This window comes from Nocardia sp. FBN12, assembly GCF_050320175.1.
Taxonomy (GTDB): Bacteria; Actinomycetota; Actinomycetes; order Mycobacteriales; family Mycobacteriaceae; genus Nocardia.
Map to the genome: position 1 here is coordinate 5652253 of NZ_CP190048.1, position 16267 is coordinate 5668519.

21 protein-coding genes are annotated in these 16267 nt (G+C 65.6%); 12 read left to right on the forward strand and 9 right to left on the reverse strand.

The genetic code is table 11. The features are described 5' to 3' along the window. Positions 1–16: 16 nt before the first annotated feature. The 4 genes from ACQHI0_RS26690 (at position 17) to ACQHI0_RS26705 (ending at position 2594) form a co-directional block, all read left to right on the forward strand. On the forward strand, positions 17–1006 hold the full coding sequence (locus ACQHI0_RS26690; protein WP_427904535.1) for an NADP-dependent oxidoreductase: 990 nt from the start codon (positions 17–19) through the stop codon (positions 1004–1006). Between the two features lie 344 nt (positions 1007–1350). Further along, positions 1351–1809: a DUF6882 domain-containing protein gene (locus ACQHI0_RS26695; protein WP_427904536.1), complete on the forward strand. Its 459-nt coding sequence runs from the start codon at positions 1351–1353 to the stop codon at positions 1807–1809. Between the two features lie 127 nt (positions 1810–1936). After that, positions 1937–2191 (forward strand): type II toxin-antitoxin system Phd/YefM family antitoxin, encoded by a 255-nt coding sequence (locus ACQHI0_RS26700; protein WP_427904537.1) that lies wholly within the window; start codon positions 1937–1939, stop codon positions 2189–2191. Then, on the forward strand, positions 2184–2594 hold the full coding sequence (locus tag ACQHI0_RS26705; RefSeq protein ID WP_427904538.1) for a type II toxin-antitoxin system VapC family toxin: 411 nt from the start codon (positions 2184–2186) through the stop codon (positions 2592–2594). Before ACQHI0_RS26700 ends, ACQHI0_RS26705 begins: the two co-directional genes overlap by 8 nt. Positions 2595–2808: 214 nt before the next feature. Here ACQHI0_RS26705 and ACQHI0_RS26710 read toward each other — a convergent pair whose 3' ends face one another. The 4 genes from ACQHI0_RS26710 to ACQHI0_RS26725 are packed head-to-tail and all read right to left on the reverse strand — an operon-like array spanning position 2809 to position 5828. Next, the gene (locus ACQHI0_RS26710; protein WP_427904539.1) at positions 2809–3567 is read right to left on the reverse strand and encodes an ESX secretion-associated protein EspG; all 759 of its coding nucleotides are present in this window, start codon (positions 3565–3567) and stop codon (positions 2809–2811) included. 32 nt (positions 3568–3599) lie between these two features. After that, positions 3600–4910 carry a hypothetical protein gene (locus ACQHI0_RS26715; protein ID WP_427904540.1) on the reverse strand — a complete coding sequence of 437 codons (1311 nt, stop codon included), beginning with the start codon at positions 4908–4910 and terminating at the stop codon, positions 3600–3602. A 1-nt stretch (position 4911) separates the two neighbouring features. After that, the gene (locus ACQHI0_RS26720) at positions 4912–5289 is read right to left on the reverse strand and encodes a hypothetical protein (protein WP_427904541.1); all 378 of its coding nucleotides are present in this window, start codon (positions 5287–5289) and stop codon (positions 4912–4914) included. 14 nt (positions 5290–5303) lie between these two features. Beyond that, on the reverse strand, positions 5304–5828 hold the full coding sequence (locus ACQHI0_RS26725; protein ID WP_427904542.1) for a DUF3558 domain-containing protein: 525 nt from the start codon (positions 5826–5828) through the stop codon (positions 5304–5306). A gap of 88 nt (positions 5829–5916) precedes the next feature. Here ACQHI0_RS26725 and ACQHI0_RS26730 point away from each other — a divergent pair, with 88 nt between their 5' ends. Further along, complete coding sequence (locus ACQHI0_RS26730; protein ID WP_427904543.1) at positions 5917–6282, forward strand: hypothetical protein; 366 nt, start codon at positions 5917–5919, stop codon at positions 6280–6282. A gap of 7 nt (positions 6283–6289) precedes the next feature. Here ACQHI0_RS26730 and ACQHI0_RS26735 read toward each other — a convergent pair whose 3' ends face one another. Continuing rightward, the gene (locus ACQHI0_RS26735; RefSeq protein WP_427904544.1) at positions 6290–6919 is read right to left on the reverse strand and encodes a maleylpyruvate isomerase family mycothiol-dependent enzyme; all 630 of its coding nucleotides are present in this window, start codon (positions 6917–6919) and stop codon (positions 6290–6292) included. Positions 6920–7040: 121 nt separating this feature from the next. Between ACQHI0_RS26735 and ACQHI0_RS26740 the strand changes: the two genes are divergently transcribed. Continuing rightward, positions 7041–7424, forward strand: a complete 384-nt coding sequence (locus ACQHI0_RS26740; protein WP_427909308.1) for a MarR family winged helix-turn-helix transcriptional regulator — start codon at positions 7041–7043, stop codon at positions 7422–7424. 61 nt (positions 7425–7485) lie between these two features. On the opposite strand, the gene ACQHI0_RS26745 is transcribed toward ACQHI0_RS26740, so the two are convergent. Next, positions 7486–8064: a DapH/DapD/GlmU-related protein gene (locus ACQHI0_RS26745; RefSeq protein ID WP_427904545.1), complete on the reverse strand. Its 579-nt coding sequence runs from the start codon at positions 8062–8064 to the stop codon at positions 7486–7488. A gap of 144 nt (positions 8065–8208) precedes the next feature. Here ACQHI0_RS26745 and ACQHI0_RS26750 point away from each other — a divergent pair, with 144 nt between their 5' ends. The 6 genes from ACQHI0_RS26750 to ACQHI0_RS26775 all read left to right on the forward strand — a co-directional run bounded on the left by ACQHI0_RS26750 (position 8209) and on the right by ACQHI0_RS26775 (position 12804). Beyond that, positions 8209–8490 (forward strand): hypothetical protein, encoded by a 282-nt coding sequence (locus ACQHI0_RS26750; RefSeq protein WP_427904546.1) that lies wholly within the window; start codon positions 8209–8211, stop codon positions 8488–8490. Between the two features lie 4 nt (positions 8491–8494). Next, a complete protein-coding gene (locus tag ACQHI0_RS26755; RefSeq protein WP_427904547.1) occupies positions 8495–9838 on the forward strand; it encodes a hypothetical protein in 1344 nt (447 codons plus the stop codon). Continuing rightward, complete coding sequence (locus ACQHI0_RS26760; RefSeq protein WP_427904548.1) at positions 9835–10320, forward strand: hypothetical protein; 486 nt, start codon at positions 9835–9837, stop codon at positions 10318–10320. The genes ACQHI0_RS26755 and ACQHI0_RS26760 overlap by 4 nt, the downstream gene beginning before the upstream one ends. A 1-nt stretch (position 10321) precedes the next feature. Next, positions 10322–10669, forward strand: coding sequence for a hypothetical protein (locus ACQHI0_RS26765; RefSeq protein WP_427904549.1), 348 nt, complete (start codon positions 10322–10324; stop codon positions 10667–10669). A gap of 199 nt (positions 10670–10868) precedes the next feature. Continuing rightward, positions 10869–12026 (forward strand): FAD-binding oxidoreductase, encoded by a 1158-nt coding sequence (locus ACQHI0_RS26770; protein WP_427909309.1) that lies wholly within the window; start codon positions 10869–10871, stop codon positions 12024–12026. Positions 12027–12045: 19 nt separating this feature from the next. After that, positions 12046–12804 (forward strand): FAD-binding oxidoreductase, encoded by a 759-nt coding sequence (locus tag ACQHI0_RS26775; RefSeq protein ID WP_427904550.1) that lies wholly within the window; start codon positions 12046–12048, stop codon positions 12802–12804. A gap of 63 nt (positions 12805–12867) precedes the next feature. On the opposite strand, the gene ACQHI0_RS26780 is transcribed toward ACQHI0_RS26775, so the two are convergent. The 3 genes from ACQHI0_RS26780 to dnaJ form a co-directional block, all read right to left on the reverse strand. Next, on the reverse strand, positions 12868–14037 hold the full coding sequence (locus ACQHI0_RS26780) for a globin domain-containing protein (RefSeq protein ID WP_427904551.1): 1170 nt from the start codon (positions 14035–14037) through the stop codon (positions 12868–12870). A gap of 613 nt (positions 14038–14650) precedes the next feature. Then, entirely contained in the window at positions 14651–15052 is a 402-nt protein-coding gene (locus tag ACQHI0_RS26785) for a heat shock protein transcriptional repressor HspR (RefSeq protein ID WP_427904552.1), read from the reverse strand. 2 nt (positions 15053–15054) lie between these two features. Continuing rightward, positions 15055–16251, reverse strand: coding sequence for a molecular chaperone DnaJ (gene dnaJ / locus ACQHI0_RS26790; RefSeq protein ID WP_427904553.1), 1197 nt, complete (start codon positions 16249–16251; stop codon positions 15055–15057). Positions 16252–16267: the final 16 nt, after the last annotated feature.

Consider the following 16267-nt stretch of genomic DNA (forward strand, 5'->3'; position numbering starts at 1 on the left):
GAGGAGTTCACCCCCTATGCGCGCGATCGTGGTTCAGAAGTTCGGCGCCACTCCCGAGCTTGCCGATGTGCCGGTGCCCGAGGCCGGTCCGGGTGAGGTTCAGGTGGCGCTCGACGCGGCCGGGGTCAACCCGTTCGACCTGAAAATGGCGGACGGTCTGCTGAAGGGCAAGATGCCCACCGACTTCCCGATGATCCTCGGCGTCGACGGCGCGGGCACCGTCTCGGCGATCGGCTCCGGCGTCACCAGGTTCAGGGTGGGCGACAAGGTGGTCGGCAAATTCCTGACCGCGCCCGCGGGCCACGGTAGTTGGGCGCAGTACGCCACGGTCCCCGAGGACGCGACCCTCGTCCCGATCCCCGACGGCGTCACCAGCGTGGCCGCCGCCGCCCTCCCGATCGCCGGCGTGACAGCCCAGGACCTTGTCGACGCGGCCGATATCCAACCCGACCAGACGGTCCTGATCGTCGGTGCCACCGGCGGCGTCGGCTCCTTCCTCGTCCAACTCGCCAATATCGCGGGCGCCCACGTGATCGCGACCGCCCGCGGCGATGCCACCGACCAGGTTGCCCGTCTCGGCGCCGCCGAAACTGTCGACTACACCCAGGTCCGCCCCGCCGACCCGAATGTCGTCGACCCGGACCCGGCCACCCGTCAGGACACGAGCGTCACCGACGCGGTCCGCTTCACCCACCCCGACGGGATCGACGTGCTGTTCGACTTGATCAGCGCAGCAGGCGATTTCGCCTCACACGCCACCCTGGTCCGCAGCGGTGGACACGCCTACTCGACGACGTGGGCAGCCGACGAAGCCACGCTCCGCGATCGCGACATCATTGGCGGCAACTTCGAATCCAAAGGTCGCTCACCGGAATTGAGCCGATTGCTGTCTCGCGTCGCCGCGGGCGATGTGGTTGTTCCGGTGCAGATGACAGTGCCGCTCGAGGCCGCTCCCGCCGTGCTCGGCCAGGGCGGCGCGCGCGGAAAGACCGTCCTCGCCATCTGATTCGGCACAGCGAAACGGGACCGGTCGCCGGTGGGTTCGGCCAACACAATTGGCCCCACGCCTGATTCGGCGTGTGGCAGCGTTGGACCTGGGCGAAGGTGCGCACTCCCGAACCGACCAGGTGCGTACGTGCGAGGCGTACGACGCTCGCAGGAGGCTGGGTGTCAGGGTTGTCTGTCCCTCGGTCGGGCTCTCCGATAACGACCGACAGGAGCGGCCAGGAGCCCAGGTCACGACACAGGTAGCCCGTCGCCAGGGCGTACTTCCACCCCCTGAAACGACGAAAGCCCGACGCGGGATGCGCCGAACCGTTGCATGTAGAATTTCATCCCACGGTGCGAACAGTGTGTACCTGTTTCGCACCCAGGCCGTTCGGTGAGTTGGCGCTCGCCGGGCAGCTCGCCGATGTAGCCGGCGATCGTGGGTGGAGCTGCGATCTGACGGCCGGGCGGTTCACTTTGACCGGCGACCAGCCGATCGAGTGCGAGCGGATGCACCTGCTCGGGTCGGCCGCGCCGGGGCCACAGTCCTGGTTGTGGTCGTGGGGTAACCCGGCCGGGTATCCGAATTCGCTCACCGGGCTCGCACAGACTGTCCGCGACTTCGGAATACGTTATGGGATAAGCGAACTCGCCGATGCGGAGGTGCCGTTCGGTGCCCTACCCGGCTCGCTTGACCGGGCCAGGCGCGGTGACCGCTGCGCGCATGCTGACCCGGGACGACCGCAGCCGGATCACCGCGGCTCGGACCGGGTGAACCGGCAACCAATTCTGGTAACCAGCGAATCCGACTCGGCCACATGATGATTCAACCCCACGCACTACATCTACACGTTGGAGCCGGTGGTGTAGCCTGCGCCGGGCACTGCCTCAGGGGAGTGCCGTTACACGTACGGTAGCCACGTATAGCACCAGTCGCTATCATGGGGATATGACCAGGACGATCACTCAGGCCGAGCTTCGTAACGGCAGCGCGGGCGTGATGGACGCGCTCGAAGCGGGCGACAACTTCATCATCACCAGGAACGGGAACCCGGTTGGGGAGCTGCGTCCGATTCGGGTGCAGCGAAATGTGGCGACCTCTGATCTCAAGGAGCGACTCGCGCGCTTCGCTGGAGCTGGGGACGCAGCGTCTGAGCGGGCTGAGATCGATGCGGCGTTCGGCGAGGACCGCCTCGATGACTGAGCAGCGGCACCCGGTGGGGTTGCTCGATACCTGCGTTCTCATCGATCTCGCCACCATCGACGATGCGCAGCTTCCGGCGTACTCGAGGATCAGCACGATCACCCTGGCCGAATTGGGCATCGGCATCGCACTCGCCCAGTCGCCTCAGGTACTGGCCCTTCGCACCGAACGGCTGCTCGAGGTCGAGCACAGTTTCGACGCGCTGAACTTCTGTTCGTCGTCTGCCCGGCGATTCACGACGATGGCCAAACTGGTTGTCGCCGAAGGCCGGAACCCGAAGCCACGTAAGTGCGATCTGATGATCGCGGCCATCGCGTCGGTCAACGACCTCCCGCTCTATACCCGCAACCCCGACGACTTCAAGGGGCTTGACCCAGTCCTCACCCTGGTGCCGGTTCCGTAAAGTAACCATCCGTGGTCATCCCGGACCAGTTCCGCAACTCGAGAACAACGACGGTATCGCACACCAAGTTCTTGTTCGCCTTATCCCCCTTCGACCTCACAACAGCAGTGTTTGTTCGCAACCACTCGAATGGTCTAGTGCTGCAGCAGAATTCGACTGTCCTGACCGTCACTCGCGACCCGCTGAACCAGCACCTGGCTATGGCGCTGGTGGCTCAGCGCGGGAGGTAGGTGCCGGTGCGGGCCTTGGTGGCTGTGGTGGTGAGGATTGTGGTGAGGGTGGACTGGATTCGGGTGGGGGTGGTGGGTTTGGCGATGAAAGTGGTTTCGCCGTAGAAGACGTAGCGGCCGTCGCCGGGGATGTCGTGGAGCTGGAAGTCGTCGCGGCCTTCGGTGTGGCGGTTGTCGACGCTGGCGTGGGCGTAGACGCCGATGTGGGTGAGGGTGGTGGTGGGTTTGGCGAGGAAGGATTCGAGTTGTTCTCGGGGGGTGGGGTTCCAGCGGTCGCGGACGTGGGGGCGGGGGGCGGCGAGTTCTGCTGCGGTGACGCGGATTTCGCGGCCTTTGCCGGGGGCGACCTTCGGGAGGGTGGAGAGGACTGCGGGCGCCAGGGCTTCGGGGTCGAAGAGGTGGAGGGTGACGTCGCCGGGGTTGGTGTCGTCGCCGGGAGCTTGGACGGCGAGGGAGGCGTAGGTGTCGCGGGTGCCGCCATGGGCTCGGATCGTTTTGACGCCCTTGGACGCGCCCGCCACCTCGACGCGGGCGTGCGGGGCGAGCAGGGCGGCCATGGCGCGGTCGAGATCGCTGTCGAATTCGGCCATCAGGTTCTCGGCGGCCTTGCTGCGCAGGCGCAGGATCTCGGCGTGGGTTTCGACATCGGTGTGGCGGTGATGGAGGGGGTACGGGAGAACGTCGCGACCCGCGGCCTCCCACAGGGTACGGAAATCTAGAGCGGTGAGATGCCAGGTACGCACGCGAGATCTACTCTGTTCCATCAGGATTCGGATCAGTCGGCGCCGATGACGGGCGGGACTGTTTTGGGTAAGTCGTCCAGACCGGTGAGTTCGTCACCGTGTTCCTGAGTGAGGAGGTAGTCGGGGATTCCCTTGGTGGATTCGTCGTCTTTGCCGCTACCCTTGCCCGCACCGGGGCTCATCATGCCGGGCATGCCGGAGCGGCCTGCCGCGCCGGAACCCGCGCCGGTTCCGCGGCCCGCGGCAGCGCCCCCGGAGGTCGGGCTTCCGGGAACAGCACCGCCGGGAGAGCCGGCGCCCGGCGTGCCCGATCCGGGGGATCCGCCGCCGGGAGAGCCCCCGCCACTTGGTGAACCGGATGGGGAGCCGGAACCGGGGGTGGTCGCGCTCGGGGTGGTCGAGGCTGGGGTCGTCGAGGCCGGGTCTGTCGACTCAGGGGTCGTCGACTCGGGCGTGGAGTCGTCTGCCGAGTCGTCGGTGTCGGTGTCGGTGTCGGTGTCGTCCTCGGTGGTCGACGCCGGGGTGGTGGTCGGCGTCGTCGTGGGCTGGGTGGTTGGCTGCGTTGCCGAACTCTGCGTAGTGGGCTGGGTTGTACCGCCGGTGATTTCGGGTTGTCCGCCGCCGTTTTCGATGGTCTTCGGGATGGGGATCACCGGAACCCTGTCGTCGGACTCGTAAATGACTGGGGCATAGACAGTTTGGAGGATACGGACGGCTTCGACGCGCGCATTCTCTTGTGCGACATCGTCATCGCGCCACCCGCGACCGGTGAGGAAGGCGCCGACGTTGTCGAGTCCGCTGCGGTGCTCGGGGGCGTGTGGGACGAGGCGCTTGGTCGGTTCGAGACCGGTGCGGAGTTCGTCCAGTTTGGTGCTGGTGAGGGCAGCGGCGGTGCTGACCTTCTTGCCCGTGGTGTCATATGCCGCAACGGTTTGCGCTGCTGCGTTCGCGGCGGAGCCTGCCCAGACGTCGGGGGACATACCGCGGGCGATCTGTTTGCGGAACTCGTCGAGGGAGGTGGTGTTGCGGGTGGAGATTTCTTTCCACGCGCCGATCAGGCCGTTGACCGCTTCGAGATCGATCTTGTCGACCTTTTCGCGCAGTTCCGCAACGGTTCCGGGAAAGGCGTCGTTCTTCGCCACCAGGGCGGGGCGGTACTCGCCATCGAAGCCGAGGTCGCCGGCCTTTCGTCGGTTGCCGTCGCGCTGAGCGTTGTACTGGTTCTGGATGTCAGCGATCTCCGAGCTGTCGAGTTCGCCGTCGTCACCGGAGAACGGGGACATGACGAAGTTGCGGAGGTTGCCGAGAAGGTCGATGCCGCCGATGCTCTGCATGCCGGTCATGTCAGCTCACCTGCCCGGTGACGTAGTCGAGGGCGTTGGCGTTTTCGATGTCTTTGCCTGCGATGCGTTTGAAGGAGATGGAGAAAACCTCGCGCAGCTGTTGCACAGCCTCGATGTCTTTCCTCACCACGACATCGATCGAGTTCTGGTCGCCGGTCGCCTGAAGGAGGAACTTCTTCTCGAGATCCTTGCCGATCTGGAAATCGCCGAACCCGGTGACGCTTTGGACTCGACGGGTGACAACCAGGATCTCTTGCAGGTCGGCAAGTCGGTCGTCGCACGCCTTGAACATGTGGAAAGCCGCAGCTTCGTCGTTCAGATAGACCTCGCCCGCCTTGGCCTGCGCAAGCAAAGAACTGTATGCCGTGTTTTCACTCATGAACCCTCCCCGGTTCAGTTCGGAAAGATTGGAACAAGCACTTCGCCCACGCGCTCGAGGTACGTGCAGGGGTCGTCCAGCCCCGTCTTCAGCGCCGAGTTGAAAATCTGCAACTGGACGACGCCCTGACTCGCCGGGAAGAGCACGTCGCACCCGAGATCCTTCGACGCGCCTGTGACCTTGAACTCGCGCCCTGTACGGCCCGCGATGGTCACGTCCCGGAAGTCGACGTTGCCAGGCTTCTGCTCGAACTCATCCACAGGCTTGTTCGTCGTGTAGACGGTGATCGAGTAGTCGGGTCCGCCCCATCCACAGATCTCCCACCCCGACTGCGTAACCCCCGCAACACCCTTCTCCTCCGTCGCCGGATCCACCCCCGCCTCCGTCAACGCAGCATCGGGAATCTCCGTACACGGGTTCCACAGAACCGGCTTGGCTGTGGTCGTCGTCTCCTTCGACCGCGACTCCCCCGAGTCACAACCCACCAACCCGACAACCGCCAAACCGGCAATCACCAACGCCGTACCTGCGCGTTTCATCCCCACCCCTTCCGGCCGAGCACTGCCTTGACCAGGCACATTAGCACGACGAAACGGCTCGAACCGGAGCCGCGTAGGTTGTCTGACCATGAGCGAACTTCGACTTTCGGCGCCGTTCGACGGGCGTGATCCCGAGGGCAAACCGGTGGTGAACCGGTCGGCGGTGGACTCCGATATCCAGGATCGGGTGCTGGCCTACCTCGAGCACGCGCCGGTGATTCTGAGTGCCCGCAGCCGCGATGCCGACGAGTTCGACCCCGCCCAGCGGGAGGTGCCGTTGAACTTCCACACCGACGGCGTGTTCGTCTGGCCGGGCGCGGTTCCGTACTACCTGCGCAAGTACGGACTGCCGCCGGAGCAGGCGCTGGTCCAGCACATCGTCGGCAAGGGGTTCGAGATCGGGGAGGTCGACGAGCAGGCTCGGCAGGCGGCGGTGCAGAAGGTGGTGGGCTGAGCCGGGCTCAGCGCAGGCTGCGTGCGAGCGCTTCCATGCCGGGGCCGCGTAGGTTCGGGAGGGCTGCCGGTCTGCCGGTCATCACGAGCAGCAGCTCGAGGATGGGGCCGTGGACCGGAGTGCCCGCGCCCGTCGACCATTCGATGTCGTCGGCGGCGAGGTGCAGGCCGCGGAGACGGCGCTTTGCCCAGAAGGGCCAGCCCATCGTCCAGACCCGTTGTGCGGCAACGGCTGCCGCGCGCGGGGTGACTTCGATGGTGCGGTCGAGTGGGCGGGCGATGTCCTGGGCATGGACGATGACGTCGTAGAAGATGTTGCGGTAGTTGGTCACCGCGGGCAATGTGCGCGATGCCGCGTGCGCGCGAATCTCCCCTGCCAGGTCGGGGCGGATCGAATAACGCACCGCGGCATCGTGATTCATTCGGTGGAAGCGGCCACCCGCCCGGATTCCCATCCAGGCCATCGCGGCGGGGCCGGGCGGCTGGGGGGCCATGGCCAGGTGCGCGGCGACATCGCGCACTCGCCAGCCCGCACACAGCGACGGTGCGCCCCATTCGGCCGGGGCGAGGTCGTCGAGTAGGTCGGCGACGGCGCGGCGCTGCTGTTCGATGACCTGCCACTGCTGTTCGCGATCCATGATCGACCTCCGAAATTAGTCAGCCTCTCTGACCAATATAGTCAGATACACTGACCGAAACAAGGAGGTAGGCGTGGACGAATTGAACCTGGGGGTGCTCCTGTTCGTCCCGTATCGGGAGATGGAGCGCCGGGTGTTCGCCGCGCTCACCGCCGGTGGTCATGCCGAACTCACCCCGGCCAAAGCTCGCCTGGTCGCCCGGATCGGTCCCGACGGCACGCGTCTCACCGACCTCGCCGCCCAGGCCCAGGTCACCAAACAAACCGCGAGCACCCTCGCCGACCAACTGGTGCGCGCCGGCTACCTCGAGCGCGTCGCCGACCCCACCGACGGCCGCGCACGTCTTCTTCGCCTCACCCCCATCGGGCGCTCGGCCGCCGACCTCGCCAACCGCACGGCCGACGAAGTCCAGTCCGAATGGATCTCCCACCTGGGAAGACGCTCCGCTGCCGAGCTGCGCAAGACGCTCACCACCCTCCGCGACATCACCGACCCCTACGTGTGAGGACGGCCGACGGGTTCGAAGGAGTCCCGCAGTTCAGCCGGCAACGAACCCGAACATCGCGCTACCAGCTTCGATGCACAGTCGCCTTGGAACCGGTCACCAAGCTGTTCGCCGGGACGTCGTCGGCGACGACCGCACCCGCGGCGATCACCGCGTCACGGCCGATACTGACGCCGGGCAGGATCATCGCGCCCGCGCCGATCCACACGTTCTCGGCGATGTCGATCGGTGCGCCGGTGAGAAATCGGCGCCGTTCCTCCGGGTCAACGGGGTGGCCCATGGTGATGAAAGTGGCTTTCGGGCCGACCATCACGCCACGGCCCAACCGGATTCCGGCGTAGTCGAGGAATGTGCAGCCCTGGTTGATGAACACCTGTTCGGCGATGTCGAGATTCAGGCCGTGGTCGGTGTAGAAGGGCGGGTAGACAGTGAGCCCCGCCGGGAGTGGGCGGCCGAGGATTTCTTCGAGCAGTGCCGCCTTGCCGGTCTCGTCGTCGAAAGGCAGCATGTTGAGCCGGGAGGTCAACGCGCTGACCTGCAGCACCCGCTCGTGCATCGCCTTGAACTCGGCTCCGAGCACCCGCTCGCCACGAGCGAGAAGTTCGGGATCGTGGATCAACATGAAATTGTCGCTCGCCATCGGACGATTCTCACACCCTCGCCAGATAAGAGAAACTACGGTATGTACGGGCGGCTCGATCGACGGAAGTTAGTGCTGCGCAAGGAATCTCGATCGGGTAGGGTCGCGCGCAGGCGAGGTTCGACAGCTGCGACGGGGAGACCCATGGTTGAGATTCTGCAGGTAGACGCGACTGCGCTGCGGGAGCTGGGCAAGACATTGACGGGGCAGGCCGATCTCATCACCGGCATCACATTGAATGTCGCCGTCACTATGCCGGGATCGCCCGTCCACAGCGTCACCACGGCCATCGACGAGAACGCGGAAGCAGCATTTCACGCGATGGGAGACCGCATCGGGCAGATGGCTCGGGTAGCCGGTTCCGGCGCGAAAACATACGAAGAAGTCGACCAGGCATTCGGGGAACAGTTCCGGAAGCTGGCCTGAGTCGATGGCGGCGACGATCAGTCATGTGCGCGGCTGCCAGCCAGCGACCATGGTGACCTTCGGCACGGCCCTCACCACGGGTACCAGCGAATTCACCAAACAGGTCGGCAATATGGCCTCCGCTGTCGACAGAACCGTGACCGGATGGAAGGGCGTCGCGAGCGCGGCGGCGTCGGCAGGTTCGGTTTCGCAGAAATTGATCGGCACCCGAATCGACGAAGTGGTCACCTCCGTCGCGGAGTACTACAAGACCTTCGGGACCCGACTGGACGGGACGCGCACATCGGTACTCGACATCGCCGACAATGCCGCGCCCGCGGCGGGCATGAAGGTCGCCGACGACGGCACCGTCACGCCGCCGAAATATCCGGCGACCGAGGGCACGCTGATGAGCTTCATCATGCAGACGAAACTCAATGGTCAGGCGGCTTTTTTCCAGGCCCAACTGACGGGGTTGCTCAAAGACTTCGGCGACGTCGAGCAGCATGCCGCCACCGCGATCGAACTCGGCGCCGACGCGCTGCAGACGCTCAAAGACAAACCCACCGCGTCCATACCGGATCTGCCCTCGTTGACCACCTCCCCGGACGGCCGATACCGGATCGGCGACCCGAAGAGGCCGGGCCTCAAGCACGACGACACCTTCGTCTACAACTCGAAGGACGCCAACTTCCAGGACTGGCTCAACAAGCAGAAGTGGCAGGCCAAACTGCTCGGCGGCGAGTACATCAAGTCCGAATTGGACGATGCCACCGCGTTGTACCGCCACTACTGGGACAACAACGGCGAGAAGATCGCCTTCGACTACGACGAGGCCTACAAGGAAGACCCGACCGTTCGTAGCAATGTCGATACCGAGGTCGCCAACATGGCTGCCGCCGCGGACTATTTCGCGCGAACGGGCAACAAGAACTTCAAACTCACCGGTGATCCCACAACCGGTGGCACGAGTACCGAGAATTGGGAGAAGACGATCGGCGGGTACCAGCAATGGAGCCACGCCAACGCCCGCGTCGAAGGAAATCGGGTGGTCATGGATGTCACCGTGGAAGCGGAGGACTACTACAACTTCGACAACGGCAAGAACGATATCGCCACCGGCGCCCCGGATTCGGACAACGGCCGATTCACCGAGATAGGCTGGGCGAAACCGTTCGAATCGCACGGCAGCGTCACCCGGACGGTGTCCTGGGAACTCGGGCAGCCACCGTCGAGCGGGGTGACGGCCGAATCGTCGAGCCCGGACCGCAACCCGGGTCGCGAGGACCGCTCCGACGGCCGCAACGACGGCGACAGCGGCCGCATGCCCGACAACGATCGCAGCACCGGAGAGGGCCGCCCGAAGTGAGAACACCGCAGCGCGTCACCGCGACACTGGCGATTCCGCTCGCGGCGCTGGCCGTGTTCGGCTGTTCCACCGCACCTTCCGATTCGAATTCGCAGGAAAGGACGAGCAGCGTGTCCAACGAACTGCGCCGCGACCCGGAGCCGATGCAGAAGTACTTCCCGATCATCGGCAAGCCGGTCGAGGTGTTCTGGCTGGGCAGGAACAACGCGGGCGGTGCGCCCGGCCCGACCACCTACTGGGTCGAGGCGGTCGTCGAACTCGAACCGGACACGGCCGCCGCACTGCGCACCGGACTCGTCGCGCCCGCGCAGCCACCGGAACTGCCGGATGTGTTGCGCACCGAGGTACCCGCCGGCTCGTACGTCACCGGCCCCCAGTTCGACACCGCGCTCGGCGGCAGTGCCGAATGGAACGGCACCGCGACCGGATACCTGCACACCGAGAAACCGATCCTGGTCTTCACCGCAACGTCCGGCGGCTGAGATGGCGAGTCGGCACGACGAGCTCGGCCTCAAAGTCCAGCGGGCCCAGCACGCGCTGGAGAAGATCCGTGGCATCGGCACGGTCGACGGCGTGACCGTCGAGATCGATGCCGAAAGCCAGCTGGTCGCGGTGAGCGGCCCGCACGGCGGGAAGATCCTCGCGGCGTATCGCCTCGCGGTACTGGAGATGCAACCCCGGGTCACCGCCGCGATGCGCGAACTCGCGGCGGATCCCCGGGTGGAATCGACGATGGCGTTCATCGCGGCCGATGCCGGCGCGATCGAGTTCGAGCGGCCCGAACCCAGCGACGAGGAAGACGAAGCCAGCATCTTCGAACGAGGCTGGTAGCTCCGAACAAGATCACCGCCGCGTATCGATCGTGGGGAGAACGCACTGATCCGGAGTCGAGGGTTTACGATCCGTGCTGCTGGGTAACGGCGTGACGAGCATCCCTGCACCCAGATGACGGTTTCGGGGGATACTGGTGATGGCCGCGTCTCAGGCGGGGCCACTTTGCAGCAATTGTAGAGAAACGGAGCTTGACGACGTGGATGCGCGTTCGCTTGCGCTGGTCCGCGCCGATTTCCGCGGGGTGTCGGAGACACCTGGTGGTCCCGAGCGGCTGATCAGCGCTTTCTACGGTCACCTGTTCGCACAGGACCCGAGGTTGCGTGAGCTGTTTCCGCCTGCCATGGACATGCAGGCCAAGCGGATCACGACGGCGGTGCAGTTCGTGCTCGAGCATCTCGAGGACTTCGAGCGGGCGCAACGCTTCCTCGAGCAACTGGCCCGCGACCATCGCAAATATGGGGTCGAAGCCGACCACTACGACCTGGCCGGACGCGCGCTGCTCGCGGCGCTGCGCACCTACCACGGCAACCGCTGGACCAGGGAACTCGACGAGGGCTGGCGCGACATCACGCTGCTGATCTCGGCGTCGATGGCGATCGGCGCGAACGAGGACACCTCGCAGCCGTACTGGGACGCGACCGTGGTGGGTCATCGGCGGGTGCTCGAGGATCTCGCGATCGTGCGGCTGCAGGCCGACGGGCCGATTCCGTTCAAGGCCGGGCAGTATGTGCCGGTCATGGTGCCGCAGCGGCCGAACATGTGGCGCTACTTCTCCCCCGCCATCCCCGCGAACCCCTATGGCGAGATCGAATTCCATGTGCGGCGGATCAGCGGTGGCTGGGTGAGTCCGGCGATCGTCAACGACACCAAGGTCGGCGATCGATGGAAGATCGCCGGGCCGCTGGGTGGTTTGCAGGTGGATCGGGAGTCGGGGCGCGATGTGCTGATGATCGGCTCCGGCACGGGGATCGCGCCGTTGCGGGCGCAGCTGATCGAGATGAGTCAGCGGGGGATCAATCCGCGCGTGCACTTCTTCACCGGTGGGCGGTATCCGGGCGACCTCTACGACGTGGACAACATGTGGCAGCTCTCGCAGTCCAATCCCTGGCTGACCGTGGTGCCGGTGAGCGAGGAACACACCAATCCCTGGTGGTACCCACAGGATTCGGGCGAGACGCCGATGGGCATGCCGCGGCGATTGGTCGGTAACCTGGGAGCGGTGGTGACCAGCTTCGGGGCGTGGTCGGACCGGCAGATCCAGATCGCGGGATCGCCGTCGATGATCGCCAATACCCGTTACGCGCTTCTGCGAGCCGGTACACCGAGCGAGATCATCGCTGCCGATCCTGTCTGACACTTCGCGAAAGAGGCTGATGAGCAACGCGTTTCCTGATCCCGCATGGACGGCGACCGTGGTCGGCCATCACCGTTTGCGCCACGATCTCGCCGTGATCCGGCTGATCGGGGACTTCGTGCCGTTCGAGGCCGGGGGTTCGGTGGAAGTGGAAGTGCCGCAGCATCCCGGGGTGCGGCGGCGGTTCTCCCCCGCGCTGCCGCCCTCGCTGGACGGAAAACTCGAGTTCCATGTGCGGACGGTGCCCGGTGGGTGGTGTTCGAGTTCTATCGTCACCGACACCAAACCCGGTGATCAGTGGCGAATCAATGCTCCCCATGGGGTTTTCGCGGTGGATCCGGATGCCGTCGAGTTGGTGATGATCGCCGGCGGTACCGGACTGGCGCCGATGCGCGCCCAGATCCTTGACCTGGCCCGCCGCGATACCCCGCCACGCACCTACCTGTTCTTCGGTGGGCGCTCGCCGCGCGACCTCTACGCCAACGACATGCTGTTCCTGCTGGCGGGCGAATTGCCTTGGCTCTCGGTCATTCCGGTGGTCGAGAGTCCGGAAGATCCCGCGGTGCGCGATGAATGGTTCGAGCAGACCCGTTCGGACGTGGGCTTCGGCCTCGAGGAAATGCTGCACGGCACCCTGGCCGACGTGGCCGCCGCGCACGGCCCTTTCACCAAACACCAAGTCCTGGTCTGCGGTTCCCCGGCGATGGTCCGCACCACCGTCGACCGCCTGATCGAATCAGGAACTCCCCCGACGAACATCATCTCCGAAGGCGCCTGAGACCGCGCACCGCACAAGTCCGGCGAGTCCCCTGGAGTCGATGCTCGACTGGTCGGCTGACTCTCAGAACAAGGGGTCGTGGCGGATCGACTGGGCTTGGGTGCCTGCGGCCATGAGGCGGAACTTGGTGGTTTGGACCATGGAGGGGGAGCCTACGATTTGGACGTCGCGGTCCGACCAGGGGCCGTAGCTGGCTACTACCTTGCCGATTTGGCCGGTCATGCGGGGCTCGAGGCCTGGCAGGTCGGCGTGGGGTTCCCCGGAATCGTAGTACCACCAGGGGTTTTCGTCGCTTTCGGTGACGGGGGTGACGGTGAGCCATTTGTTGGCGATGGCGAGGTGGCTCAGGACCTGCAGGTCGTAGAGGTCGCAGGGGTGGTGGCCGCCGACGAAGAGGTGGACCTTCGGGTTGACGCGGCGCTGGGCCATCGCCATGATCTGGGCGCGCAGGGGGGCGATGCCGGTGCCGCAGCCGACCATCAGCATCTTGCGCTTGGTGTTGCGTGGCACGCCGAGGCCGCCGAGGGGGGAACCGAGTCGCCACTGGTCGCCGACCGCGGTGTGCGCGACCATGGCGGGGCTCACCCAGCCGCCGAGCACGCCGCGCACGTGGAACTCGATCTCGCCCTGGGGATTGGACGGGTTCGCGGGCGAGAGATAGCGCCACATCCGGGGGCGCGACGGGATCTCGACGCTGATGTACTGGCCCGCGGCGTACTGCATCGGCTGATCGAGCTGCACGCGCACGACAGACAGGTTGCGCAGCACCTCGCGGTGTTCGACGACGGTGCCGGTCCAGGCGGCGGGTGTGGTCTCCTTGTCGGCGGCGCTGATCATCGCGCCGCTGATGGTGGCCAGGCCCTCGTCCCAGGCGTTGGCTACCTCGTCGGTCCACATCTCGGTGCCCGCGAACTCGCGCAGCGCCGTCTTCAGCGAATTGGCCACGGCCACATAGTGGGCCGGTTGTACCCCGTACTTGCGATGGTCGCGCCCGAGCTGCGCCAGGAACGGCAGCAGCTTGTCGGGCTCTTCGAGGCGGTCGAGGGCGTACGAGATCGCCTGGACCAGTCGGTCGCGCTGGGCATCCATGGCAGCCGGGAAGTAGTCGCGGACACCGGGATAGTCCGTGAAGAGGATCGAGTAGAACGCCCTCGACAGCTTCTCTGATCCACCTTCTTCCGCAGCAACCGCCTTGAACGTAGTACGGATCAAAGCGACAGTCCGCGAATCCATATGTGTCACTACCTCGTTTCGCCATCGAACGCTAGCCGCGCCGGCGAGTGACGGGCTGGGAGGACACTCGTCAGCAGCCGATGCGAGAAGTCTAGGCGAGGTTTGCCAGCTTAGGAATCGTACTCTTAAACATCACGCATGTAATTCTAGAAATACCAGGCGGTTCCTAGTAATTTCCCTTGAAAACATACCTCAGGACCGTTAACCAGGGGTGAACGGCCGCCCACGAATCGTCAAAGTACCCCGCATATCAGGCAATTGGTGACCAATGGCCCTGGTAGAGCGACCCTTCCGCTACGTCGGCACCACGCGGCCATCCGACGCGCCGGGCCATGACACGCGGGGTGGCTACACCGGAGTGGCTGGTCAGCAATGGCGAAATGTCTTCCGATTGATCCGAATTCAGCATCCAGACAGCAAACTTTTGGACGTCCACAGTGATGAATCCGCACCTCAGCGCATCGCAACGCTACTTGTGGTCACCAAGATCACGAATAAGTGAGTTGCTGGAGAGTGACTGGCGGGTCGCCCGGGGTTGACCGGAACGACCGAACCCCCGGCTCGTCATCCACCGCAGCGGATTTCGAACCGGGGGCTCGTCGAACGAAAACGCTCAGCGCCGATGCCGTGGCTGCCACACCACGAGCGCGGTACTGCGTGCGGGCGGCGACAGATCGGGCCGATAGCCCGCCCGCAACCGCTCCATCTCCGCACTCATCTCCTCGACGCGCTGCTGCAACGCCTCCACCTGGTTGGTGAGTTCGATGATGCGCTTGATGCCGGCGAGATTGACGCCCTCGTCCTGCGACAGGCGCTGCACCTCGCGCAGCACCTCGACATCGCGGGCCGAATAACGGCGTCCGCCACCCGAGGTCCGTTGCGGGGTGACCAAACCCAGCCGGTCGTAGGTACGCAGCGTTTGCGCGTGCATCCCCGCCAGTTGAGCCGCCACCGAGATCATGAAGAACTCGGCGCGCGAGGCGGCACCCGAAACAGACTTCGGATCATCGGACATCATCAAGCACCCGCCCATCCTGCCCGCGGTTCGAACCCACTGGTCTTCTCCGCCTCCTGATAGCGCTTGAGCGCATCGGTGGCGTCGGAGTCGAGCGATTGCGGTACCGCGACCTTCACCGTGACCAGCAGGTCACCGGCGCCGCCCGCGGCGCCGCGCTTGGGAACACCACGACCCCGCACCCGCAGGATACGCCCGTCGGCGGTGCCCGGAGGCACCTTCACGCCGACCCGGCCGTCCAGCGTCGGCACGGAAACTGTTGTCCCCAGCACCAGTTCGCTGTAGCTCACCGGGAGCACCAGGGTGAGGTCGTCGCCTTGACGGCCGAAGACCTTGTCCTGGCTGACGTGCACGGTGACATACAGATCGCCCGAAGGCGCACCGCGCAGACCCGCCTCGCCCTGACCGGCCAAGCGGATCTTCTGACCATCGCTGACGCCCGGTGGGATCCGGACGGTGATGGTGCGGGTGCGGTTCTGGATGCCGCTGCCCGAGCAGTCGGTGCACGGGTCGTCGATGATCGACCCGGTGCCGCGGCAGTCGTCACAGGGCTCGCTGAAACCGAACGCGCCCTGATTACGGCTGACCACGCCCGCACCGTTGCAGTGCGGGCACACGCGCGGGCTGGTGCCCGGCTTGGCACCGCTGCCGTGACAGGTGGTGCACGGCGACGGACTCGTCATCCGCAGCGGAACGGTGACGCCCTGGGCGGCCTCGCGGAAACCCAGGGTCGTCTCGGTCTCCACATCGGAGCCGCGCCGCGGACGAGCCGCCGCCCGGCCACCGCCGCCACCCCGGTTGAACAGCCCGCCAAGCAGATCGCCGAGCCCGCCGTCGCCGGGAGCGCCTGCGCCACCGGCCTGACCGAAGATGTCACCGATGTTGAAGTCCTGCGAAAAGCCGCCACCCGCACCGGGATTGAATCCACCGCCACCGTAGGCCCGGCCGCCACCGCCACCGCCGGCGAACATGCGGCGGGTGTCGTCGTACTCCTTGCGCTTGGCCGGATCCGACAGCACGGCGTTGGCCTCGCTGACGGCCTTGAACCGCTCCTCGGCCTTGGTGTCACCCGGGTTGGAGTCCGGGTGCAGGTCGCGGGCGAGCTTGCGGTAGGCCTTCTTGATCTCGTCCTGCGAGGCGCCGGAGGAGACACCCAGCTCCTTGTAGAAGTCCTTTTCGATCCACTCCCGTTGGCTCACCGGGCATCTCCTCCTT